This window comes from Empedobacter sp. GD03797, assembly GCF_029842105.1.
In the GTDB taxonomy this organism is placed as follows: Bacteria; Bacteroidota; Bacteroidia; order Flavobacteriales; family Weeksellaceae; genus Empedobacter; species Empedobacter falsenii_C.
Map to the genome: position 1 here is coordinate 1 of NZ_JAOCFS010000030.1, position 25395 is coordinate 25395.

Below are 25395 nucleotides of genomic sequence, written 5' to 3' on the forward strand. Positions count from 1 at the left end.
ATAAATAAATAAGATTGTTTAATCTCTTTTCAACGACATACATTCGTAGAAATTTTAAAACACTGCTTATGGAATCAAACCATACGATGAACAAAGTAACAGCGGCAACGCTATTAATCGCATTTGGAATCATTTACGGTGATATTGGAACAAGTCCTTTATATGTAATGAAAGCGATAATTGGCGAGACTCGCGTGATTGAAGAAAGCATTGTCTACGGAGGCGTATCATGTGTTTTTTGGACTTTGTGTTTTCAGACTTCTATCAAATATGTATGGTTGACACTAAAAGCGGATAATGATGGCGAAGGAGGAATTTTTTCTTTGTATTCATTAATCAAGAAAAAAGGTAAAAACCTAATTATTCCAACTATCATTGGAGCTTCTGCTTTGCTCGCCGATGGAATTATCACTCCCCCCGTTTCCGTCTCTTCCGCTGTTGAAGGACTACGAATGCTAAACGGACTCGAAAATCTACCTACTATACCTATTGTAATCTTCATCCTTTCGATGTTATTTTTCTTCCAACGATTTGGAACAAATAAAGTAGGAAAAATATTTGGACCCTTTATGGTTCTTTGGTTTACAATGCTTCTAGGCTTAGGAGTTTTACATATTGTACATCATCCAAGTATTATCAAAGCATTAAATCCTTATTATGCGTATAACTTATTGATGAATTATCCTCACGGATTTTGGATTCTTGGCGCTGTATTCTTATGTACAACAGGTGCTGAGGCATTATACTCCGATTTAGGACATTGCGGTCGAAAAAACATTAGAATTAGTTGGCTGTACGTTAAAATCTGTTTAGTAACAAACTATTTGGGGCAAGCAGCTTGGTTAATGCACCAAGATAATCCTATGTTAGATGGTAGAAATCCTTTCTACGAAATGATGCCTGATTGGTTCTTGATTCCTGGAATTTGTATTGCCACAGGTGCAGCTATTATTGCGTCTCAAGCTTTGATTACAGGATCTTTTACCTTAATCAACGAAGCGATCAACTTAGGTTTCTGGCCAAGAACATTAATTATTCAACCAAACGAGCACAAAAGCCAAGTTTACATTCCTACAATCAATTTTATGTTATGGGCTGGCTGTGTCTTTATTGTTTTATATTTCCGAGATTCGTCCCATATGGAAGCCGCCTACGGACTTGCTATTACAGTTACCATGTTGATGACGACCTTCTTGTTATCCTATTATCTTAATTATTATACAAAGTTCAACAAAGTATTTATTGTGGCAATTTTGTCGATTTTCGTAGCAATAGAATCTTCATTTTTCGTAGCAAATGTTGTCAAATTTGTTGATGGTGGATATTTAGCTTTATTAATGGGATGGCTGTTCTTCATAATAATGTATTGTAGTTTTTACGGAAAAATCCTTAATTCTAGAAACTTAGAATTCGTTAAAATTAAACGTTACGCGAATGTGTTAACTGAATTAAGTGAAGATAAAACAATCAATAAATATTCGACTTTCTTGTTTTACTTAACGAAATCTACCAATCCGAAAAATATCGAGAAATACAGTATTCAATCTATTTTATCAAAACGACCAAAACGTGCAGATGTCTATTGGTTTGTAAACATTAACCGAGATAGTGAGCCGTACACGTTGAGCTATAAAATATTGCCAATTGTCGATCAAAAAATATATCGAATTACATTTAATGTAGGATTTAGAGTTCAACCAAAAACAGAACAATATATCAAAAAAGTAATCAACGATATGTATGCAAATGGAGAATTAGAGTTAAAATACCTGAGTACATGTTTGAAAAAATACAATCAAGATCCTGATATGAAATTTGTTTTGATTGAAAAATTCCCTTCAATTGAGACCAAATTAAGTATGAAAGAATTTTTCACGCTAAAAGTTTATTATTTATTAAAGAAAATAGAATTCAACATTCCGAAATCTTTTGGTCTAGAGAAAAACGATGTTGTTGTAGAACACATTCCTCTTTATATGCACAAACATAATATTGACGATTTAAAAAGAATTCAATAAAAGAATAGAAATCCTGAAAATAATTTTTCAGGATTTTTTTTGTAAATATTTTATAGATTGATAATTATCAAATAATTTTTATAAATTTATATCAATCAACAAGATAAAATATTTATAAAAAATTAAATTATGTTCGAAATTTATCAAGACAAAGCAGGAGAATATCGTTTTCGTTTGAAAGCTAAAAATGGACAAAATATTTTGGCGAGCGAAGGTTACAAACAAAAAGCAAGTTGCGAAAACGGAATTGAATCTGTTCGCAAAAATTCGCAAGATGATTCTAAATACGAATTAAAAGAAGGTTCTTCGGGTAAATGGCATTTCAATTTAAAGGCAACAAACGGGCAAGTAATTGGAACAAGCCAATCGTACGAAACCGAATCTGGTGCTAAAAATGGAATTGCTTCTGTCAAAACAAATGCTGCTGATGCCGAAGTAAAAGAAGTAGAAGGTTAATTACAAACCGTTATAAAAAGCTGAAGCCTTGGATAAATCCAAGGCTCAACCTAATTAACACTAATATGAATTAACACTAAAAACTTATGAAGTAAAATAATGTTCAACTTTATTTTAGATGCGATCTAAGCATCCAAGCAGTTTTTTGATGTTGTTCTAATAAACCAACTAAGAAATCCGAAGTTGAGATATCATGAAACTCATCAATTTCTACTACAGCCTGCGCCAAAAAGTCAATAATAACTTCGTGATCGTGTAGTAAATCAGCAATAAAACTTAAACTATCTTTGTTTTCAGTTTTTCTTGTTTCTGATAAGTGAGCTAACTGCAAATACTCTGCCATAGTTGCTGGTGCATAAACATCTTTCTGACGAATTTTTTCTGCAACATCATCTATAACAATTTGTAACTCGTTATATAACGATTCAAAATACACATGTATTGTCTGAAAATCAGGACCTTCTACATTCCAATGTGCATTTCTTGTTTTTAAGTATAAAATATGTTCATCAGCTAATAATTTAATTAAAATATCAGCGATTTTTTGTTTTTTTTCTGGCGATAATAATTTCATATGATTAAATTTTATATTGTCTATTTGATTAACTTTACTAATGCAAATATAGAACCAGAAAACGAATGAATTATAGATTTATCAAATCTTATTTCTATTCTTTTATAATTAAAAACTATGAACGACTCGAATTAACTTAAAATAAATAATAATGTTTACTTAAAAACAGAATTACTATTTTTGATGAGACAAATTTATAGTGGTTTTTTCAATTAGAGCCATTTTTAAAAGTTAAAAATTAATTAAATTTCTATGAAAAAGTTTCTTTTATTTATCATTTCTTTAACCCTAAGCAATACTGCTTTTTCTCAAATTAATCAAAATCAAACGCTTAATAATAATTGGCGTTTTGGAGGTGGTTTGGGACTATCTTTTGGGAATAATAGCTATTTTGGGTTTAATATTTCTCCAAGTGTTGGATACATGGTTGCAAACAATTTAGAATTGGGTGCGACGGCAGGTTATCAGTATGCGAAAGATGACTATGTAAAGCAAAATTTGTTTAATGTTGGTCCTTACATTAACTTTTTTCCAATCGAGAACATTTTCTTGAGAGCCAATTATATGTACTACACAGGAAAACAAAAGTACAACGATCGCACGCCATATTACAACAGTATTTATGAAACTGACATGGACGAATCTGCGTTATGGTTGGGAGCTGGATATCAATCGAGCGGGCCAGTAAGATTTCAAGCTGGTGTGATGTACAATGTTTTATATAAAGAAAACGAAAGTATATTTTCTTCAGGATTACAACCTTTTATGGGCGTTTCTATCGGATTATAAGTCATAAAAAAATCCATCTAAAAATTTTTAGATGGATTTTTTTATATTTATTTCAATTCGTCTTTCAAGAATTTTCCTGTCACACTTTTCGGATTCTTTATAATTTCTTCTGGCGTTCCTTCTGCCACAATTTTACCACCTTTGCTTCCTCCGTCTGGACCAATATCAATCACATAATCGGCTAATTTTATCACATCTAAATTATGTTCGATAATAATGACTGTATTTCCAAATTCTACAATTTTATTGATTACTTTCATCAATACATTTACATCTTCAAAATGCAAACCTGTTGTCGGTTCATCTAAAATATAAATTGTTTTTCCTGTTTGTTTTTTAGCCAATTCTGTTGCTAATTTCACACGTTGCGCCTCTCCTCCACTCAATGTTGTCGACTGCTGACCAAGCGTGATGTAACCCAAACCTACATCTTGCAACATTTTGACATAACGATATATTTTCGGAATCGCTTCAAAGAATTCTACCGCTTCATTTACCGTCATTTCTAACACATCCGAAATCGATTTTCCTTTGTAACGAACCTCCAACGTTTCACGGTTAAAACGTTTACCATTACATGTTTCACATTCGACATGAATATCAGGTAAAAAATTCATTTCAATCACACGCAAACCTGCTCCTTGACAAGTTTCACAACGCCCACCTTTTACATTAAATGAAAAACGTCCAGGCTTGTAACCTCTAATTTTGGCTTCAGGTAAATTTGTAAACAACGTACGAATATCAGAGAAAATTCCCGTATAAGTCGCGGGATTAGAACGAGGCGTACGACCAATTGGCGACTGATCCACTTCGATTACTTTATCCAAATGCTCTAAACCTTCGATTTTTTTGTAAGGCATCGGATCTTTTTCTGCTCTAAAAAAATGTTGATTCAGAATTCTGTACAATGTTTCATTAATCAACGTTGATTTTCCAGAACCTGAAACACCCGAAACCACAACTAATTCACCCAAAGGAATGGTAAGATTTACATTTTTTAGATTATTCCCTGATGCTTCAAAAAGTCTCAATTCTAATCCATTACCTTTTCTTCGTTCTTTTGGAACTTCGATTTGCAACTGATTGTTTAAATATTTTGATGTTAATGTATTTGATTTCAACATTTGTTCCGGCTCACCTTCCCAAACGATTTGACCGCCATTTTTTCCTGCTTTTGGTCCAACATCAACTACATAATCCGATTCCAAGATCATGTCTTTGTCGTGTTCTACAACCAAAACCGAATTTCCGATATCGCGCAATTTCTTCAACGAATCTATCAATCTAACATTATCGCGTTGATGCAAACCAATACTTGGCTCATCTAAAATATACAATACATTCACCAGTTGAGAACCAATTTGAGTAGCCAAACGAATTCGTTGCGCCTCGCCTCCAGAAAGGGTTCTAGAAGAACGATTAAGACTCAAATAATCTAATCCGACATCTAATAAAAAAGATAAACGTGTATAAATTTCTTTCAGAATCTCGTGCGCAATTTGTTGTTGATTCGACGTCATCGAAACTGGCGCATTTTCAATCCATTTTTGTAATGATTGAAGATCCATTTCTGCAACTTCACCAATGTTTTTATTGTCAATTCGGAAGAAAAGCGATTCTTTTTTAAGGCGTTTTCCTTCGCAAGTTGGACAAATAACTTTCTTTCCAAACTTTTTGCTAATCGAACTTGAAGACGGATTATTTTTATCTTCCATTATTTCAGAAAGAAATTCATTCAATCCTTCAAAATCGATTTTATATGTTTTTTTGACTGATGCAAATTTAAGATCGACATTCAAAGTTTCTTTCAAACCATTCATTACATAATCAATTAATGCTTGAGGAAGTTTTTTGAATGCTACTTTCTGGTCTATATTATGTTTGACAAAAATCGCTTCCAATTGTTTTTCTATTCGAGAAGATGATTTTAACGCTTCAAATAATTCATCCAAATTATCAAACAATGATTTTTCGCGATCTTGAAATAATTTTTCGTGATTAACCACTTTCAACTCACCTAGACCTGTACAAGTTTGACAAGCTCCTTTTGGTGAATTGAACGAAAATGTATTCGGTTCTGGCAACGCATATGACATTCCTGTCGACGGACACATTAACGAACGAGAAAAGAATTTGGTTTCATTGGTTTCATAATCCAAAATCATCGTAATTCCGTTTCCTTGCTGCATTGCATGATCGATACTTGAACGCAAACGTTGATCGTTCACCTTATCATTCAGCAACATTTTATCCACCATCAATTCGATATCATGCGTTTTGTAGCGATCTAACATCATTCCTGGTGCAATATCTTTCAACTCTCCATCAATGCGCATTTCAAGAAAACCTTTTTTAGAATATGTCACAAAAACCTCTCGATAATGACCTTTTCTTGAACGTACAATTGGCGCTAAAATTGCAATTTTCTTTCCGCTGTATTGAGCACGAATCAATTCAATGATTTGCTCTTCTGTGTAAGCAACCATTTGTTCGTTTGTTTCGACAGAAAAAGCCGTAGAAGCACGCGCATACAACAAACGAAGAAAGTCATAAATTTCTGTAATTGTACCAACAGTAGAACGCGGATTTTTATTGGTCGTTTTCTGCTCAATCGCAATAACTGGCGACAAACCATCAATTTTATCAACATCTGGACGTTCCAAACCTCCCAAAAATTGACGCGCATAAGCCGAAAAAGTTTCGATATAACGACGTTGTCCTTCTGCATAAATCGTATCAAAAGCCAACGAAGATTTTCCACTTCCACTTAAACCCGTGATTACCACAAGTTCGTTTCGAGGAATCTTTACATCAATATTTTTTAGATTATGTTCACGTGCACCGTAAACTTCAATAAAATCTTTGTCCATGTTTGTTTGTAAGAAGTTGCAAAAATACAAAAAAAGCCACATTTCTGTGGCTAAGTGTACTTTAAAAATTGTTAATTCTTAAGTATTTATTGTTTTTTAATTGGAATATAAATTCGAGAAATTAATTTTAAACTATCTGTTTCCTTCGGATCATTTAGCATAATTTCTAATTGTTTTGTATCCAATTGTAGCTTTTTAGATTTGGCATAATTCTTCATTTTTTCGATTGTTTGCGTACGTTTAGAACGAGGTCCTAAATGTAATGTCAACAAATAATCTCCGCCAGGAACAACCACTTTTTTCATGTCTTTTTGCAAAGGCAAATCTTCTATTAATTGTATTCCAGCAAAAAATGTCACTTTATCTTTTTCTTTATCAAAATCAGTAAAATAGACATACGGGAAACCTAAATCGAAATCAAAACCGCCTTCTTCTTTGTTTATTAATGATTTATAAATCACCTCAAAAGCTCCATCTACTTTATCCATCACATCTTTTTCTGCAAAACTTGATTGTTTACGAATCGCTAATAAATTTGTTCGACCCAATTCTACAATACGATATTCGCCATAATTCAATCGACCTTCTTTTTGATCCTTATCCAATCTAACTTTCACTTGTTGATTTAAGTTGTCCAACGATTTTTCAAATTTAGATTCAGGATTTTTGAAAAAAGCAAAATAGCGGTAGAAATAAGGAATTTCTTGACTTAAATAATTCAATTTTGCAGTTGTTTTCCCATTTTCTTGTTGTTCAAATTTGACATTCAAACTATCTAATTTTTCCCAACCATCATATTTTATCGTATAATTAACGAAACGATTAATCGAAGAATTTTCAATCGTAACTTTTCCAGAAGCAATCGAAGCATTTTCAGAATCCCAAATCATATAATTATCGTCTTCCTCTTTTGTATTCGAAAATTTCTTGATTGTCAAAGAATCCGAAGCTGTAAATTGTTGCCATTTGGAGAATTGACGAAGATTATAAAATTCGTCGTACACCAAACCAACAGGCGCGTCAAATTCATATTGTATTTCTTCGTCGAAACGGCTCGGTAAAACGATTGGCAACAAAGCCAAAACCGCAATAATGATTACTAAAAAAAGATTTATTTGTTTCATTTACAAAATTGATTGTACAAAAATAGAAATACTTTGTAGGACTCTTAATATTAATCTGAATTAATCTGTTAAAAATAGTATATTTGAGTAAATAATATAAACTTATGGACTTTACAAATTTAATTCAAGGTGCAATGGGACAACAAATCGTTGGTTCTGCGGCAAAACAATTAGGAATTAACGAATCTCAAGCTCAAACTGCGGTTGCAGCAGCTGTACCTTTTTTATTGTCTGCTTTAAATAAAAATGCACAAGGCGGAGGTGCTGAAGGAATTTCGAATGCTTTGAATCAACACGACGGAAGTATTTTGGATAATCTTTCTGGATTTTTAGGTCAAGGAGGAAATCAACAAGATGGATTGGGAATTTTAGGTCACGTTTTGGGAAATAAACAACAAAATGTAGAATCTGCAATTTCTCAACAATCTGGATTGAATATGGGACAGGTTACTCAAATTTTGGCATTAGTTGCGCCAATTGTAATGGGCTACTTAGGTAAACAAAAACAATCTGCTGGATTAGATTCTAATGGAATTGCTGGTTTATTAGGTGGTTTAGTTGGTGGTTCTACAACTCAAACAAACCAAAGTGGAGTAAATTTAGGTGGTTTCGAAAAATTATTAGACCAAGATGGTGACGGACAATTAGGTTTAAGCGACGCAATGGGATTATTGGGAGGATTTTTCAAAAAATAAGCCTTGTCTTAAACTGAATAAAAATACAAAATTTATTAAGCAGGAAATTTTCCTGCTTTTTTTGTTTCAAAAATTATCAACCTACAGATTCTGAGTAGTCAAAATTATCAACTTCACAAATATTAAAAGTTTACTTTAAAAAATGTGTTATTTTTTTTATTGTTGATTGTAATTTTATCAATAATCAAACACAAATAGCATGGATACTTTATTTTACTCAGAAAAATTCATTCAAAGAATTAAATCAAAAAACCCAAACGAAAAAGAATTTTTACAAGCAGTTGAAGAAGTTTCCGAAACCATTTTACCATTTGTAGAAGAAAATCCAAAATATAAGAAATTCAAAATTCTTGAAAGAATTGCCGAACCAGAACGTATTATTCAGTTTAGAGTAACTTGGGTTGATGACAAAGGCGAAATCCAAATCAACAAAGGTTATCGTGTACAAATGAATTCTGCGATTGGTCCTTACAAAGGCGGTTTGCGCTTTCATCCATCTGTTAATTTATCTATTCTTAAATTCTTAGCTTTTGAACAAGTTTTCAAAAATAGCTTGACAACTTTACCTATGGGTGGCGGAAAAGGTGGTTCAGATTTTGATCCAAAAGGAAAATCGGATATGGAAATTATGCGCTTCTGCCAATCTTTTATGAGCGAATTATCTCGTCATATTGGTGCGGATGTAGATGTTCCCGCTGGTGATATTGGTGTTGGAGGACGAGAAATTGGTTATTTATTCGGTCAATACAAACGAATGCGAAACGAATTTACAGGTGTTTTAACTGGAAAAGGTTTGGAATATGGCGGTTCTTTGATTCGTCCTGAAGCGACTGGTTACGGTTTATTATATTTTGTAGAATGTATGTTAGCCGAAAAAAAAGAAACCTTAAAAGGAAAAACAGTTTCTATTTCTGGTTCTGGAAATGTTGCGCAATATGCTGCTGAAAAGTCTCTGGAATTGGGCGCAAAAGTGGTTACACTTTCTGATTCTTCTGGATATATTTATGATGAAGATGGTTTTGATACAGAAAAATTAAACGTTATTTTCAAGATTAAGAATAATGATTACGATAGGATTTCAAAGTATGTTGATTATTATCCAAACGCTAAATTTTTCTCTGACCAAAACCCTTGGAAAGTCCCTTGTGATATAGCTTTGCCATGTGCAACGCAAAACGAATTGGATTTGCAAGATGCGCAAACTTTACATCTCAATGGTTGCAAATTGGTTGCCGAAGGTGCAAATATGCCAACAACTCCCGAAGCGGTTCATTATTTTTTGGATCATCAAATTTTATACGGACCTGGTAAAGCTGCAAATGCCGGTGGTGTTGCGACTTCTGGATTGGAAATGTCTCAAAATTCTATTCGTCAAAATTGGAACAGAGAAAAAGTAGATTATCGATTAAAAGAAATTATGATAAAAATTCATCACCAATGTAAAAAATATGGAAAAGGTGAATTTCAAGAAAATATAAATTATTACAAAGGCGCTAATATAGCAGGTTTCGTAAAAGTTGCCGATGCTATGATTGCTCAAGGAATATAAAAATCCATTTATAAAATTCGGTTCCCTTTACTGAATTTAGAATTCAATTGTTTGTTATTAAAGCTGGACTTCTGTTCAGCTTTATTTTTTTAAAGTGGAAAATTAATTTTAAACCCAATTCCACGAACAGATTCAAATTTTATCGTTTCATCATTCTGAAAATATTTGCGCAAACGTGTCATAAAAACATCCAAACTTCTACCCATAAAATAATCGTTTTCGCCCCAAATTTTTTCTAAAATCTCTTTTCGGCTCACTAATTTTTGATTATTCTGAATCAAGAAACTCAACAATTCTGCTTCTTTTTCTGTTAACTGAAATTTTTCTTCTTGATAAGATAATTGCAATTGATTTGGATGAAAAACATAAGTTCCAATTTTGATCAATTCTTCTAAAACAGGTTGATTTCTTTTCAAAATATTTTTTATTCTCAAAACCAATTCTTCAGGATCGCAAGGTTTTGTGATATAATCATCTGCACCTAATTTCAACCCTAAAACACGGTCAAAACTTTGCGCCTTAGCTGTCAAAAATAAATAGGGAATTGTAATGGTTTCGGCTAATTTTTTTGCTAAAGAAAAACCATCAATTTCGGGTAACATGACATCAAAAATGATTAATTGAGCTGATTTTAATGATTCTATTTCCTTCAATAATTTTTGCGGATGATCAAACCAAGTCACTTCAAAATCAGAAAATTCGAGATATTGTTTGAGAACTGTTCCCAAATCTTGATCATCTTCTACTAAAATTAATTTAGTTTTCATTCTGCAAAACGATTAAAAATTGAACACCTTTTTCTTTATTATTCTCAACATTGATTCTTCCTAAATATCGTTCAACACAATTTTTTACTAAATATAAACCAACGCCCAAACCGCTTACATTATGGTTAACAGAACGGTTTACACGATAATATTTATCAAAAATAAATGACAAATCATTCGTTGGAATTCCAATTCCATTATCCGAAAAACTCAATGTGATTTCTTTTTGAAATTTAAAGTTTAATACAATTTCGGAAGCGCCATATTTCACTGAATTTTCAATCAAATTCTGAGCTATTTGTTGAAAATCTTTTGTTCTTAGTACATTATTTTTTTCGAAAATACTTTGATGAATAAATTTAATTTCTGGATATTGAAGCTTAATATTTTGGATAATTTCACTTAAAATAACCTCATCTAACAACTCAGAATTTTCGTCATTTTTCACAAAAATAGAATCGACAGTTTGCTCCAAACGATTAATTTGTCGGTTCATCATTTGTTTCGTTTCTGGATGTTGAACTTGATGCAGAGCAAATTTCATCGTCGTAATTGGCGTATTCAATTCATGCGCAATAGAATCTATTGTCAAATGTAATTGATTGATTTTTTCTTCTTGTCTCGATAAATTTTCAAGGCTTTTCCAATACAAAAAGACAATTAATCCAACAATCAACAAACTCACAATGATTAAAGGAATAATTTTCTTTAAAATTAAAAATCTCAGATTCAATAATTCATAATCCGTTTTACCTTTAATTTTGTATTTGTGGCGTTCATTCTTGTCAATTCCTAAATCAGAATCTTTTTGATTCGTAATATCATCCGATGACCAAACACTCTGATTGATGCTAGTTGGCGTCACAATTTTATTTGTCGTTTCGTAAATCACATACTTTTTCTTTGGCAATAATTCTTTATGATTCAATTCATCATAAACTGAATAAACATCCGTGCGAAGTGCTATTTCAAAACCACTTTCTTTAGAATAAACTTCTAATAAAGAATCTACAATTGGAGTGTAAATCTTATAATTATAATCTACTTTAGTTCGAATTATCTGTAGTTCATCAAACTGTTTTTTTTCATCATGATTCAATTTTTTGAAGTAATCTATAATCTTATCATCATTAGAATCTGTTTCATATTTTGACATAAAATTCATTACTTTCAAAGCAATTTCTTGAGCCTCTTTATTCATATCTTTTTCAATCAATCGATAAGAATTATAGATATAATAAACTTGCAATGAAACTAGAACAATCAATGCAAAAGAGAAGATAAATGTGTAATGTTTTTTAGATAATTTCATAAGCTTTTCATAAATTCAAAAATACATTGTTTTTCTTCATAAATAACACATTAACTCATCGTTAACCGTTCATTAACCAAGTAAAATCGAAACTTGAAAGAGATTTGTCAAAAATATTAACAATGAAAATATTAATGACTCTTTTTCTATTACTACCAAATTTAATTTTCGCACAAATTATTTCTGGAAAAATTATCGATGAACAAAATCAACCGATCAAAAATAGTTCTGTTGAAGTTGAAATTCCTTCGCAGGATCCGATTATAATTGAATCGAATGAAAATGGCGAATTTAATTTCGAACTTCATCAAGCACAATCATTTATAATTTATATTAAAAAATTTGGCTATCAAGAATTTGAAAAAACATATCAAGCTAATTCAGAAAACTATTTGATTATCACACTTCAAAAAGATGAAACAATTAACTTAAAAGATGTTGTTGTTTCTAGTCAAAAACCTTTGTTGAAACGAAAAATTGATCGAATAGAATTTAATGTTGAAAATACGCCTTTACAAAATTTAAGTGCTTGGGATATCGTGAAAAACACGCCAAACGTTCTTCTAAAAAATGAACAGTTAAGTGTGAGAGGAAATACGCAAATTTTAGTCACAATTAATGATAAAAAAACATTAATGTCGCAAGATGATTTGAAGCAATTGTTGGAAAACACAGATGGTGCCACAGTTTCATCAGTTGAAGTCATTACTAATCCGCCTGCAAAATATGAAGCTTCTGGAAGTGCGATTATTAATATTAAAATGAAAAAAAATGTACTTTCTGGTTACAAAGGACAAATTTCAACACGCTATCATCAATCTATTTATAGCAAAGGAATGATAGGAACTTCGCAATCTTACAACACAGAAAAATGGCAATTAACAGGAAGCTATTATTTAGTGAATGGAAAATATGTTCGCAAGAATTTTGATGTAACAACATATGAAAAAGATCAAACGCGTTGGGAAAGTGACATGATTCGTCGAACAGTCGCGAAACAACAACATATTTACAACTTTGCTTCTCAATATTCAATTGATAGTTTACAGAATTTTCAGTTTGGAATAAATGGCTCTAGAAATCCTGCGTCAATTGGGAATTATAACGTTCCGACAAATATTTACAATACAACAAATAATCAACTTGAATCATTTTACAAAACACAAAATCATCGACGCGAATCTTCAAATAATTTTAATACGTATTTGGTTTATGATAAAAAATTTGGGAAAAATAATTTGACGTGGAGCAACAATTTTAGTCATCGATACTACAAAGAAAGTCAAGATGTTTTGACAGAATTGAATTTCAAAGATAAGCCTTATGACGAAAATCGCTTTTTGAATGCGGCGCTTCAGAAATTAAATCTATTTTCTACTCAAATTGATTATAGTTTCACTAATGAAAATTTCGGCTTGGAAGCGGGAGCAAAATATAGTTTCGTGAAGAATGATAATGATTTGGATTTCTTTGAATCAATCCAAAATCAAATCGAATATCAACCCGAAAAAAGTAATATTTTTAATTACAAAGAACAGATTTTCGCCTTATATATTTCTGGAAATTATAAATGGAAAAAATGGGAAGCAAAAGCTGGTTTGAGATCTGAAACAGCTCTTATAAATACGATTTCTGATAATCCAATTAGCCAAAATAAACGAACAAACACCGATCTTTTTCCAACTTTATACGTTATGTATAATTTTGAAAATGCTGGACAAATTGGTTTGAATTATGGAAAAAGAATTGATCGACCTAATTATAATTTCTTGAATCCTTCGAAATCATATTACAATCTGTTTTCTTATTTTCAAGGCGATGCCAATGCGATTTCTACGATTATCCACAATTTGAGTTTATCATATACCTTAAAAGATTGGAATTTCGAAGCCTATTATCGATACGAAAAAGATCCGGCAATGGAAATTTCTATTCAAAATCCTGAAACTTTTGAAACTGTTTATCATTTTACTAACATCAAAAATGGAGAAGCTTTTGGAGCAAATCTTTCGAAAAATTTCAATCTAAAATCGTGGTGGAAACTCAATTTATTCACGATGGGAGAATATAATCAAAACTATTATTTTGGCCCAGACAACCTGCAATACAAGAATGATGTCTTTTTTTATCACCTTTCATTGAGTACACAATTGGATTTAGACAAAGCAAAAACATTTAATATTTCGGCAGGATATCAATATAATTCGAAGGCAATTCAAGGTTCGTTTGATATTAGTTCATCTCAAAATACCTATTTGATTTTAAATAAAAAAATATGGGATAAACGTTTCGAAATTGGTTTGGTTTTCAATGATATTTTTAAAACTGATCGCAATACTATTTCTACGAAATACGCAAATCAAAATCAATATTTCAAAGATTATCGCGATACGCAATATTTTATTTTGAATTTGAAATACAATTTCGGAAATCAAAAAGTAAAAGAAGCGAAACAAGCACAAAAAACAACGGAACAGAATAGAATTTAGCGCTACAAAAAACGTAAGTTTTATTAAATTTGAGCAAAAGAAATAATATGAATTCAATAAAAATCATTCGAACAAATTCTTCTAACAAAGATTTTGAAGAATTGGTAACAGAATTAGATAAAGATTTAGCGATAAGAGATGGAGAATTTCATTCTTTCTTTTCTCAATACAATAAAGTTGACAAGATAAATCACGTTGTTATCGCCTATTTGAACGAAAATCCTGTTGGTTGCGGCGCAATAAAACATTATTCTGACACAACAATGGAAGTGAAAAGAATGTATGTAAACCCTGATTTTAGAGGAAATAGAATTGCGGCAAAAGTTCTGAATGAGTTAGAAAATTGGACAATCGAATTGGATTATGAACGATGTATTTTGGAAACTGGATTGAAACAACCCGAAGCAATCGCTTTGTATGAGCGATGTGATTATACAAGAATCGAAAATTATGATCAATACAAAAACGTCGAAGAAAGTGTTTGTTATGAGAAAATATTGAACTAAAAAAGCTGAGCGTTGCTCAGCTTTTTTATTATTTATTAGATTGTTTTACCATTTTGTTCATTTCGGATGCCGTAATTTCACCATCCATAATCATGTACATTTGTTGATCATCGCTATTAATGCTCATCAATACATTTTTAAAAACTTTCGCATTTGCATTTTCCGTTAAAAAGCGAATTTTACTTCCGTCCTTATTTATCGACATCAATTCCTCTAATTTCATTTTATCAAAAGCAGATTTCACTTGATTTTTAGCATCTTTGTTTGTGTTATCAATCATAATCATTTTGATTGAATTCATTTTTTTGAACAAGCCATCCAAATCTTTCAAATCAGAATCATTTGCCGTCAAATTTCCCATCATACTAAACATTGCCTTGTTTATTGTAATCGTTGTAACGCCCTTTTTATCCTGAAATTGGTTGTAAATATCGACGAATTTATTTGTTTGTGCATTTGCAAATCCAACGATGAATAATGCAAAAATGAATACATATTTTTTCATATTTTTCTTTTTTAAAGTTCTATTGATAATGATTTTAATTGTCTGATTGCCTTCGCTCCTTGGTCTACATTTTTCGAAAATAATTTCATTGTAGAATAAGCCAAAGCTTTCGCTTCTTCCATATTTTCAACTGGTTGACCATTTACAATCACAAAATCTGATGAATATTCTTCTGCGCTTTCAGGCTTTGTAATTTCTTGTTCAATTGGTTGAATGGTTGATTTTTTATTTTCTTGTTTAATTGATTTTGTCTCTTTTACAAATTGCGAAACTTCGTGTTTTATCTCGATATTATTTGGTTCAGAAATCACTGTATTAGGCTTTTCAACAGTTTTTTCTTCTTTATTCTTAACAACTTCTACTTCTTTTTTATTTGGTTCAATTGTTTTCACAATTTCTTGATGATGTTCAACATTGTTTGTTTGATTCAAGAAGAAAAATAATCCAACAACAAGTAAAATAGACGCAGCAATTCCCGAAATTTTCCATAGAGAAAACTCTTTCGTTTTCGATTTTTCTATAACTTTTGGTTGATTTTCTTCAACTTTAGCCATAAAATCATCAAAACTTAATTCCATTTTGACTTCTTTTTCCTCTTTTAATGTTTCAAAAAAAGAATCATTTTCATTATTTATGAGTTGTTTTTCTTGCTCATCAGTTAATTTTCCAGCAAAAAAATCATCTTTATTTATAATAGATTGCTCTTTCTTCATTTTCAAAAAAAACTTCTAATTGTTCTCTTACTTTTTGTCTTGCTCTCATCAAATTTACTCGAATTGCATTTTCTTCCATTTCTAGAATTTCAGCAATTTCTTTTATTTCGAGTTCTTCTACATCTTTCAGATGCATTACTTTGCGTTGTTTTTCTGGTAATTGATTAATCAAATTTAGAATAATCGGTTTTATTTCTTGTGGATCTTCTTGAATACTCAAATTGATTTGCGTTGTATTTTTATAATTCTCTCGAACATCAAATTTTCGTAATCGATTTATACATTCATAATTTACCATTCGCATCGCATAAGCCTCAATATTGTTAACCTCAATTAACGAATCGCGCTTTTCCCACAATTTCATTAATATTTCTTGCACAACATCAAACGCTTCATCATCACTAATCAAAATCCTACGCGCAAAACGATACAGCTTATCCTTGTGGACAAATACCGATGTTTTAAACGTTTCTTGATTCATATTGAGTGCTTTTACTAATAAGACAGCTCAATACTAAAAAGTGTTACATCGATTTTGAAACTTTTTTTGAATAAAATGAAAAAGCCTCTATTTTAGAGGCTTTCAAATAAAAATATTTTAATAAATTATCCTTTATAAATAACAGTTCCTCCAGCTTGCGCTTTTGGAAAGATTGTAACATCGGCAATTTGTACATGTTCTGGTTGTTGCAACAAATACTCTATTGCATTTGCAATATCCTCACCAACCAATGGCTCAAAACCTTTGTACACATTATCCGAAAGTTCTTGATTTCCTTTGAAACGAACCAAAGAAAATTCTGTTTCTACCGCTCCTGGCGCAATATTAGAAACTTTGATTCCGTAAGGTAATAAATCATAACGCATTCCTTTGCTCAACGATTCTACCGCCGCTTTCGACGCACAATATGTTCCTCCATTTGGATAAACTTCTTTTCCTGCAATCGACGAAAGGTTGATGATATGCGCATTTGATGATTGTTTAAGAATTGGAATAATTGCTTTCGAAACGTAAATTAATCCTTTTACATTGATGTCAATCATTGCTTCCAAATCCTCCAAATCAGCTGTATCAAAAGGTGCTAATCCGTGTGCATTTCCCGCATTATTGATTAAAACATCAATATTTTTCCACTCATTTTCTAAACTTTCTACTGCATTAAAAACAGCTTCCTTGTCTCGAACATCAAATTGAATGGTTTTTACGTCCGTAATTTTACTCAATTCTGCCTGAATTTCATCTAATCGTTCTTGACGACGACCACACAAAATTAAGCGATAATTTGCTGCTAATTTCTTTGCTGTCGCCATTCCTATGCCAGATGTTGCTCCGGTTATGAAGACTGTTCTTTTCATTTTCTTAAATAATTAAAAGTGCTTTTTTAAGACCGTCTAAGATACAAGCTAAAAAGAAATTAAAAAATGATTTATCCTGTTTTCGTTCGATATTTTCTACTTTTTCTTCTTTCATTTTTCCACGAGAATCATTCTTTACCGCCGCATTTCCAACTGCTGATAATAATTTCCTTTTCGAACCGTCATCACGCAAAACATTCACTTTCAAATTTTGATAATCTATTCCAAAATTTCCTCCAGCAACTTTATCATTTCCATCAAAATTAAATTTTATTTGATTAAAAAATCCATCAACAGAAACCTTAAGATATGGTTTCACAAAAGGATCGAGATTTTTTGCAGGAAGTTTTGAAATTGAACCATTGATATTAAATTTCTCTGAACGATTCATTGGATTAAATGTCCAATTTGCACGCAAATCTCCATTCATAAATTCTGAACGCCAATCGACATTTACATCTGGTAACGATTTTTTACGATAACCCGAATTGACATTTTTAACCGTCGCATTTATAGATGAAAACGTTAATTTTCCTGTTCCGATGCTTTTTTCAGTTTCTTCCTCATATTCTAATTTAGAGTTGACCAATTGCAATTGTTTCACCCCTAAATCAAATTTCATTTCGCGTAATTTTTGTGAAAACATTGTTTTACGTTTTGTGTCATCAGGCGGAACCAAACTTCTATAAATATTTGCATAAAGCTGGTTCAATTTTATTTGATTCGCTTTCAAAAAGAAATCTTTGGATGGAGAAATTCCCCACTGAATTCCATTTCCTTGTAATTGATTGACAGAAACAGTGTATAAATCGGCTTGTTTATCTAATGAAGCTGTATATGCTTTTCGAGAAAGTTTTGGCGTTAATTTTAATTGATTCAACATCAAATTTCCGTTCTGAAATTGCAAAGCGCCAGTATTCATTTTATACGTTTTTCCTAAATCGAAATCAATTCCAGAAGATTTTAACAACACAGATTTATACGAAAATGGAATCGCTTCTTGAATTGTTTTTGGATCAACATTGATTTGATTAAACGTTAACTGAATTTGCTTCAGCGTTAAATTCGGCGTTTTTTGTTGATAAGGAATCACATCTAAATGTCCATTTACCAACGAAATTTTATCAACTTTTATAATATCATTAAACTCTTTCGACGTTTTTCCTTCGCGCTGTGCCACTCGTCTTGGCTGTCCATAAATCGTAAATTTTGGATTTTTGAAAATAACATGATTAACATGAAGTTCTTTCCCATAATCATTTTTTAATCCTAAAACCGTCAAATTAACATTATTGAAATCAAATTTTTGCGAAGCAATAAATCGAGATTGTTTAATTTGAATCGTATCAATTCCAAGATTAAAATTAATCAAGAATTTTTGCGTTGCTTTTTCCGCTTTTTTTGCAATAACTTTTTCATTCTTTTGATCGATGATTTTCACATTTACCTCATCCAATTTGATTGAATTTGTATGAAAATAAAAATCACCATTTTTTATTCCCCAACTATTATTATTCAACGTCAAAATTGGCGCTTCGACATCTAATAACGTGTTTGATTTTGTATAATTTCTATTAAATTGATTCTTTGAAATCAATGGTTTCATTTTAAAATTTTTCAGAATTAATTTCTTTTCTGTCAAATCAAAATTAGAAGCTGTCAACGTGTGCATTTCATTCAAACGATAATACATCGAATCCAACTTAATACGAAAAGTTTTGTAATCAATCGGAATATCATTTGTTCGCGTCAACGCATTCATTTTTATTCCTTCGATACTTAACGCAACATTATTTATTGCATATTTTACCGTTTCTGCATTAGAAAAAAGTGAACGAATTTTACCGTTTTCTATTTGCAATTTTTTGATATTAATTAACTCCGCATCTTCCGTTTTTATGCTTACTTTTTTAGTTGATTGCTTCTCAACTTTATTCTCAGGTTTAGCAGAAATAATGGTAATTTTTGGATTTTTGAATTTGATTAAATCTGTTTTAAAATATAATTTATCTTCCGAAGTAAATCCCCAATCCATTTTAGAAAGCGAAAGAAGTGGCGTTTCGATATCCAATAAATCATTTTCAGAATCATTTGGAACATACAATTTTCCGTTCATTTTGAGTGGTTTCATCGAGAAATTATCCAATTCAAAATCAGTTTCATTAAAACGAACTTTTCGTGCTCTAATCAATTGTTGATCTTTTACTACAAAAAACATCGAATCTAATTTGATGTCAAAAGCAGAATATCTGAACGGAATTTTTTTGTCCGCTGTTCGTTCATTGAAACGAACGCCGTCAAAATCGATCGAAAAATTAGAAACATTTGCAATATGTTTTTTTCCTGATTGAGAATACAAATTAAACTCGCCATTATTGATATTTACATTGGAAACATCGATACTTTGCCCAACTTTAGATTGCGCTGTATCTTTTTTGATCGAATCTTTTTTCTCTTTAAGATAATAATTTACAGAAGGATTATTGATATTGATAGAAAGCGCCGCAACTTCTTTTTTGGTAATCAACTTGAAAAAATTAATTCCAACTACATTTATTTCTTTGACTTTTCCTGTTGCGTCAATCGAATCCTTTATCAACAAAGAATCTTTTGGAGAAACTTCGACATTTTTTAGCGATAAAGATGAATTAAAAATAGAAAAGCTCAAATCTTCGTAAGTCAGATTATAAGCCGTATCGTTTTTTTCTGCAATGATTTTTGGAAGTCGATCATTCAGAAAATAGGAGATGTAAAAACTTAAAATAAAAAGTACCGCAATAATAGAAATTAAAGCGATACCGATTCTTTTTATCCAACGGTTGTTAATCATTGATATAGTTTGGTTAACAGTGTTAAAAACAATTATTATACCAAATATAACAAAATGTTAAATTTATTCGTTGATATCGTAAATTTCTTTGATATTTTCTAAGATTGTATCGAAGTTTAAATTCAAATCAATTAATTTTCCAGTAAACAAATCGAACACCCAACCGTGTACTTCCAATCCATTTTCCATTGCACGTTGCACAAAAGGATTTTTTACCACATTGACACATTGTTCTTGTACATTTAGCTCTACCAAACGGTTGTAACGCATTCCTTCGTTTTCGATTGCATTCAATTCTTCTGAATGTAAACGATAAACATCACGAATATTACGTAACCAAGGATTCATAATTCCTAAATCTTTCGGTAGCATTGCAGATTTAATCCCACCACAATTATAATGTCCACAAACTACAATATGTTTCACTTTTAGGTGTTCTACTGCATAGTCCAAAACAGAAGTGGTATTCATATCCAAACTAATTACCATATTAGCTATATTGCGGTGTACAAAAACCTCTCCTGGCTCCGCTCCCAACAACTCTTCTGCCGTCACACGACTATCTGAACAACCAATGTAAAGCACTTCTGGGTTTTGACCAGCCGAAAGCTTATCAAAATATTGCTCGTCTTGTTCTAAACGTTTATTTACCCACTCTTGGTTGTGTTCAAAAACTTTTTCTAAATTCATAATTTTCTAAATTACATCTTGCACTTCTGGATGTTTACCAACATAAACGCTCACATAACTACAAAATGGTATGATTTTCAACTGATTTTTTCTTGCGTAATCTACAGCTTCTAACACTAACTTTTCTGCCAAACCTTGCCCTCTCAATTCGGGATTAACACCTGTATGATTAATCAACATTTGTTCTTCTTTCAGCATAAAAGTTAATTCGCCAACTTCTTTATTATTCTCATCAAGAAGTATAAAAACGCCATTTTTTCCTTCTAAATTCAATTCAATTTTCATAGAATATTATTTTAAAATCAAATTAATCTTTTTGGATGAGATTTGGTCAAAAAGATTTGTTAAAAGTCTCGATATACAAGACAAATTTACGGGTGAAAAGTTTTTAATTCAAAGAAAATTTAAACAAATCATAACAATCAATTTTCAATCATCTTTCTATTTGATAATCAACAACAAGCCATTCTATATAATATTTAATGTATAGGTTTGAGTTTTTTACTTGATTATTTATTACATTTGTTAGATATTTTAAGGAAATATTCTTCATATGAAATTTATTGTATCGAGCAACACGTTATTAAAAAATGTTAACTTAATCGGAGGAGTTATTAACTCTAATAATACTTTACCAATCCTTGATAATTTTTTATTCGAATTGGATGGTAGCCAATTAACTATCACTGGTTCTGATTTAGAAACAACAATTTCAACAACTTTAGAAGTTGAGTCTAATGATAATGGAAAAATTGCAATTCCATCAAAAATCTTAACTGACACGTTGAAAACTTTCCCAGCGCAACCGCTTACTTTTATCCAAAAAGAAGGAAATACGTTGGAAATTGTTTCAGAACAAGGAAATTATCAGTTAGCATTTGAAGACGCAAACGAATATCCTCAAACGCCAGATATCGAAGACGCAAGCTCTACAACTCTTAGCGCAAGCATTTTATCAGAGGCAATTATCAAAACTATTTTTGCGACAGGAAACGACGAATTACGTCCTATTATGACAGGAGTTTTCTTCCAAGCAAATGCAGATATTTTCCGTTTTGTTGCTACAGATGCGCATCGTTTGGTAAAATATACACGCAACGGCTTAGACAATTTACAAGCTGCTGAATATATTATGCCGAAAAAACCACTTAACTTATTGAAAAATATTTTAGGAGGAAATAATGACGATGTAACAATCGAATATAACAATACAAATACACGTTTTTCTTTCCAAAACATCGTGTTAACTTGTCGTTTGATTGATGGTAAATATCCTAATTATGAAGCGGTAATTCCAAAAGAAAATCCAAACGTATTAACGATTAACAGAAACTTATTCTTAACATCTTTGAAACGTGTGGCAATTTTCTCTAACAAAACAACAAACCAAGTTCGATTAAAATTAGTTGGAAATTCATTGACAATTTCTGCTGAAGATATCGATTTTGCAAACAAAGCAGAAGAAAGACTTCCTTGTGATTACAACGGAACTGACTTACAAATCGGTTTCAATTCTCGTTTCTTAATCGAAATGTTGAACAATTTACAATCAGAAGAAATAACATTGGAAATGTCTGAGCCAAATCGTGCAGGAATCATCAAACCAGTTGATGGACTAGAAGATGGTGAAGAAATCTTAATGTTAGTTATGCCAGTTATGTTAAACGCATAATCAAAAAGAATACATAAAATTCATTTATACAATACAATGAAAATTTCATACAATTGGCTAAAAACCTACATTGATACAGATATCACACTTGATGAAGTGTCTGCTACACTTACAAGTACAGGTCTTGAAGTAGAAGGTGTAGAGCAAGTAGGTGGAGCTAAAAATTATTTGGAAACCGTATTAGTTGGTAAAGTTTTATCGGCTGTACCTCATCCAAATGCAGATAAATTAAAAGTTACTAAAATAGATTTAGGAGACGGAAAAGAAACGCAAATTGTTTGTGGTGCTCCTAATGTTGCAGCGGGTCAAAATGTACCTGTAGCAACTGTCGGAACGGTTTTACCTTCGCCAGATGGTGAATTTAAAATCAAGAAGGCAAAAATTCGTGGTGAAGAATCTTTCGGAATGATTTGTTCTGAAGTAGAATTAGGAATTGGTACAGATCATTCTGGTATTTTAGTTTTACCAGAAGATTTAAAACCTGGAACTTCTACGTTTGATCTTTTTGGAAAAAATGATGAAGTTGACCACGAAATTGAAATTGGTTTAACGCCAAATCGTGCGGATGCAATGTCACATTTCGGTGTAGCGCGTGATTTACATGCTGCTCTTAAAACTCGTGATATTGCGTCAACATTCAAAACATATGATGTATCAAATTATCCTACGATAGATTTCGGAAAAAGTCCTATTTCTATCGAGGTTAAAGATACAGAAGCAGCACCTCGTTATGCAGCTGTTTACTTAAAAAATGTAAAAGTTGCTGAGTCGCCAGATTGGTTAAAAAATCGTTTGAAAGTTATTGGATTATCGCCAATTAATAATGTGGTTGATATTACTAATTATATTTTACACGATTTAGGACAACCTTTACATGCTTTTGATGCAGCTAAAATTGAAGGAAATAAAGTGATCGTTCAAAAATTAGCAGAAGGAACAAAATTCACAACTTTAGATGGCGTTGAACGTACATTAAAAGGACATGAATTGATGATTTGCAACGAAAATAATCCAATGTGTATTGCGGGAGTTTTCGGAGGAAATGATTCAGGAGTTTCGGATGCAACGACAACTATTTTCTTAGAATCAGCCTATTTTGAGCCAGTAACAATTCGTAAAGGTGCAAAAGCACATGCGTTGAATACAGATGCTTCTTTCCGCTTTGAACGTGGAATTGATCCTAACACAACAATCGATGCATTGAAAAAAGCTGCGATGATGTTAGTTGAAATTACTGGCGCTGAAATTGCATCTAATATTGATGATATTTACGAAAATCCAATTCAAAACTTTAATGTAAAATTACGTTTACATAAGGTGGTTGAATTATTAGGAGTTGAAATTCCAGAACATAAAATCAAATCGATTTTAGAGAATTTAGAAATTAAAATTTTGTCAGAAAATGATGGGATTTTAGATTTAGAAGTTCCTGCTTATCGTGTAGATGTACAACGTGATGTGGATTTGATCGAAGATATTTTAAGAATTTATGGATACGATAATATCGAAATACCTTCTAAATTCTCGTTTTCTTATGTTCCAAATCAAAAAGTTAGTCCAGATAAAATCGAAGATTTTATTGCGCGTCAATTGATTTCTTTCGGATTCAATGAAGCCATCAATAACTCGTTAACGAAAAGAGAATACGAAGAAGTTTTCTTTTATCCAGAAGGAGAAAGTGTTGCCATGTTAAATCCGCTTTCGGCTGATTTAGCTGTTATGCGTCGCACTTTGTTGAATGGTTTATTAGAAAATGTTGCGTTTAATATCAACCGTCGTAATTCGGATGTTAAATTGTTCGAATTTGGGAAAGTTTACCGCAAAATTGATGGGATTTACGAAGAAAATAAATGTTTAGGAATCGTTCTTTCAGGAAACTTTAATAGCGAATCGTGGACAGGAAATTTACGTAAAGCTTCATTTGCTGATTTGAAAGGTTTGATTAAACAAATTTTTGTTCGATTAGATATTCAAATTACAGATGAGTTACCTGCAAAAGATGATAATTTCTTAGATGGAATTGAGTTTATTTCTGGTCAAAAACCATTAGGAAAACTAGGAATCATCAGCAAAAAATTAGCGAAAAAATTAGGCGTTAATCAAGATGTTTTCTTTGCTCAATTAAATTGGGATGCAATGGTTGCTTTAGCAAACAAACACGATTTGAAATACAAAGAAATCTCTAAATTCCCAGGTTCTCGTAGAGATTTAGCTTTATTGCTTGATTCTTCTGTGAAATATGAAGAATTGTACAAAGCGACAAAAGAAGTGAAAACGAATTTGTTGAAAGCTGTTAATTTATTCGACGTTTACGAAGGAGATAAATTGCCAGCTGGTAAAAAATCGTATGCTTTAAGTTTTATGATTCAAGACGAAAATAAAACATTAAGTGATCAAGAAATTGATGGTTTAATGAATAAATTAATCAAATTGTATCAAGAAAAATTCAACGCTGAGTTGAGATAAAATATTCCGAA

General features: G+C 31.4%; 21 protein-coding genes. 9 read left to right on the plus strand and 12 right to left on the minus strand.

Going from position 1 to position 25395, the window contains the following annotated elements; all coding sequences use genetic code 11:
• Nucleotides 1-68 precede the first annotated feature (68 nt).
• Both N5D90_RS14585 and N5D90_RS14590 read left to right on the plus strand, forming a co-directional pair.
• On the plus strand, nt 69-2018 hold the full coding sequence (locus N5D90_RS14585) for a KUP/HAK/KT family potassium transporter (protein ID WP_038336956.1): 1950 nt from the start codon (nt 69-71) through the stop codon (nt 2016-2018).
• 129 nt (nt 2019-2147) lie between these two features.
• Nucleotides 2148-2474: a YegP family protein gene (locus tag N5D90_RS14590; RefSeq protein ID WP_114999163.1), complete on the plus strand. Its 327-nt coding sequence runs from the start codon at nt 2148-2150 to the stop codon at nt 2472-2474.
• 109 nt (nt 2475-2583) lie between these two features.
• Here N5D90_RS14590 and N5D90_RS14595 read toward each other — a convergent pair whose 3' ends face one another.
• Nucleotides 2584-3048 (minus strand): Dps family protein, encoded by a 465-nt coding sequence (locus N5D90_RS14595; RefSeq protein WP_114999161.1) that lies wholly within the window; start codon nt 3046-3048, stop codon nt 2584-2586.
• Nucleotides 3049-3300: 252 nt separating this feature from the next.
• Between N5D90_RS14595 and N5D90_RS14600 the strand changes: the two genes are divergently transcribed.
• Entirely contained in the window at nt 3301-3837 is a 537-nt protein-coding gene (locus tag N5D90_RS14600) for a hypothetical protein (protein ID WP_280037607.1), read from the plus strand.
• Nucleotides 3838-3884: 47 nt separating this feature from the next.
• Here N5D90_RS14600 and uvrA read toward each other — a convergent pair whose 3' ends face one another.
• Both uvrA and N5D90_RS14610 read right to left on the minus strand, forming a co-directional pair.
• Nucleotides 3885-6710, minus strand: a complete 2826-nt coding sequence (gene uvrA, locus N5D90_RS14605; RefSeq protein WP_280063017.1) for an excinuclease ABC subunit UvrA — start codon at nt 6708-6710, stop codon at nt 3885-3887.
• A gap of 86 nt (nt 6711-6796) precedes the next feature.
• Complete coding sequence (locus N5D90_RS14610; RefSeq protein ID WP_280063018.1) at nt 6797-7834, minus strand: GyrI-like domain-containing protein; 1038 nt, start codon at nt 7832-7834, stop codon at nt 6797-6799.
• A 104-nt stretch (nt 7835-7938) separates the two neighbouring features.
• Between N5D90_RS14610 and N5D90_RS14615 the strand changes: the two genes are divergently transcribed.
• Together N5D90_RS14615 and gdhA are read left to right on the plus strand one after the other, a co-directional pair.
• Entirely contained in the window at nt 7939-8529 is a 591-nt protein-coding gene (locus N5D90_RS14615) for a DUF937 domain-containing protein (RefSeq protein WP_038336945.1), read from the plus strand.
• A gap of 199 nt (nt 8530-8728) precedes the next feature.
• On the plus strand, nt 8729-10078 hold the full coding sequence (gdhA, locus tag N5D90_RS14620; protein WP_280063019.1) for an NADP-specific glutamate dehydrogenase: 1350 nt from the start codon (nt 8729-8731) through the stop codon (nt 10076-10078).
• A gap of 89 nt (nt 10079-10167) precedes the next feature.
• On the opposite strand, the gene N5D90_RS14625 is transcribed toward gdhA, so the two are convergent.
• Together N5D90_RS14625 and N5D90_RS14630 are read right to left on the minus strand one after the other, a co-directional pair.
• Nucleotides 10168-10845 (minus strand): response regulator transcription factor, encoded by a 678-nt coding sequence (locus tag N5D90_RS14625; protein ID WP_280063021.1) that lies wholly within the window; start codon nt 10843-10845, stop codon nt 10168-10170.
• Nucleotides 10835-12157: a HAMP domain-containing sensor histidine kinase gene (locus N5D90_RS14630; RefSeq protein ID WP_280063023.1), complete on the minus strand. Its 1323-nt coding sequence runs from the start codon at nt 12155-12157 to the stop codon at nt 10835-10837. Before N5D90_RS14630 ends, N5D90_RS14625 begins: the two co-directional genes overlap by 11 nt.
• Nucleotides 12158-12279: 122 nt before the next feature.
• On the opposite strand from N5D90_RS14630, the gene N5D90_RS14635 reads away from it, so the two are divergent.
• Together N5D90_RS14635 and N5D90_RS14640 are read left to right on the plus strand one after the other, a co-directional pair.
• Nucleotides 12280-14646 carry an outer membrane beta-barrel family protein gene (locus N5D90_RS14635; RefSeq protein ID WP_280063024.1) on the plus strand — a complete coding sequence of 789 codons (2367 nt, stop codon included), beginning with the start codon at nt 12280-12282 and terminating at the stop codon, nt 14644-14646.
• A gap of 47 nt (nt 14647-14693) precedes the next feature.
• Nucleotides 14694-15152: a GNAT family N-acetyltransferase gene (locus tag N5D90_RS14640; RefSeq protein WP_181816280.1), complete on the plus strand. Its 459-nt coding sequence runs from the start codon at nt 14694-14696 to the stop codon at nt 15150-15152.
• Between the two features lie 28 nt (nt 15153-15180).
• On the opposite strand, the gene N5D90_RS14645 is transcribed toward N5D90_RS14640, so the two are convergent.
• The 7 genes from N5D90_RS14645 to N5D90_RS14675 all read right to left on the minus strand — a co-directional run bounded on the left by N5D90_RS14645 (nt 15181) and on the right by N5D90_RS14675 (nt 21531).
• Nucleotides 15181-15657 carry a DUF4252 domain-containing protein gene (locus tag N5D90_RS14645; protein WP_114999145.1) on the minus strand — a complete coding sequence of 159 codons (477 nt, stop codon included), beginning with the start codon at nt 15655-15657 and terminating at the stop codon, nt 15181-15183.
• A gap of 11 nt (nt 15658-15668) precedes the next feature.
• The gene (locus tag N5D90_RS14650) at nt 15669-16370 is read right to left on the minus strand and encodes a hypothetical protein (RefSeq protein WP_114999144.1); all 702 of its coding nucleotides are present in this window, start codon (nt 16368-16370) and stop codon (nt 15669-15671) included.
• Nucleotides 16342-16851, minus strand: a complete 510-nt coding sequence (locus N5D90_RS14655) for an RNA polymerase sigma factor (RefSeq protein WP_114999142.1) — start codon at nt 16849-16851, stop codon at nt 16342-16344. Before N5D90_RS14655 ends, N5D90_RS14650 begins: the two co-directional genes overlap by 29 nt.
• A 125-nt stretch (nt 16852-16976) precedes the next feature.
• Entirely contained in the window at nt 16977-17726 is a 750-nt protein-coding gene (locus N5D90_RS14660) for an SDR family NAD(P)-dependent oxidoreductase (protein ID WP_114999140.1), read from the minus strand.
• 4 nt (nt 17727-17730) lie between these two features.
• Nucleotides 17731-20556: a hypothetical protein gene (locus N5D90_RS14665; protein ID WP_280063026.1), complete on the minus strand. Its 2826-nt coding sequence runs from the start codon at nt 20554-20556 to the stop codon at nt 17731-17733.
• 63 nt (nt 20557-20619) lie between these two features.
• Entirely contained in the window at nt 20620-21246 is a 627-nt protein-coding gene (locus N5D90_RS14670; protein ID WP_114999136.1) for a carbonic anhydrase, read from the minus strand.
• Nucleotides 21247-21252: 6 nt separating this feature from the next.
• Nucleotides 21253-21531, minus strand: coding sequence for a GNAT family N-acetyltransferase (locus N5D90_RS14675; RefSeq protein ID WP_038337243.1), 279 nt, complete (start codon nt 21529-21531; stop codon nt 21253-21255).
• Nucleotides 21532-21799: 268 nt separating this feature from the next.
• Between N5D90_RS14675 and dnaN the strand changes: the two genes are divergently transcribed.
• Nucleotides 21800-22918, plus strand: coding sequence for a DNA polymerase III subunit beta (gene dnaN / locus N5D90_RS14680; RefSeq protein ID WP_038337242.1), 1119 nt, complete (start codon nt 21800-21802; stop codon nt 22916-22918).
• Between the two features lie 36 nt (nt 22919-22954).
• Nucleotides 22955-25384: a phenylalanine--tRNA ligase subunit beta gene (pheT, locus tag N5D90_RS14685; protein ID WP_280063027.1), complete on the plus strand. Its 2430-nt coding sequence runs from the start codon at nt 22955-22957 to the stop codon at nt 25382-25384.
• Nucleotides 25385-25395 lie beyond the last annotated feature (11 nt).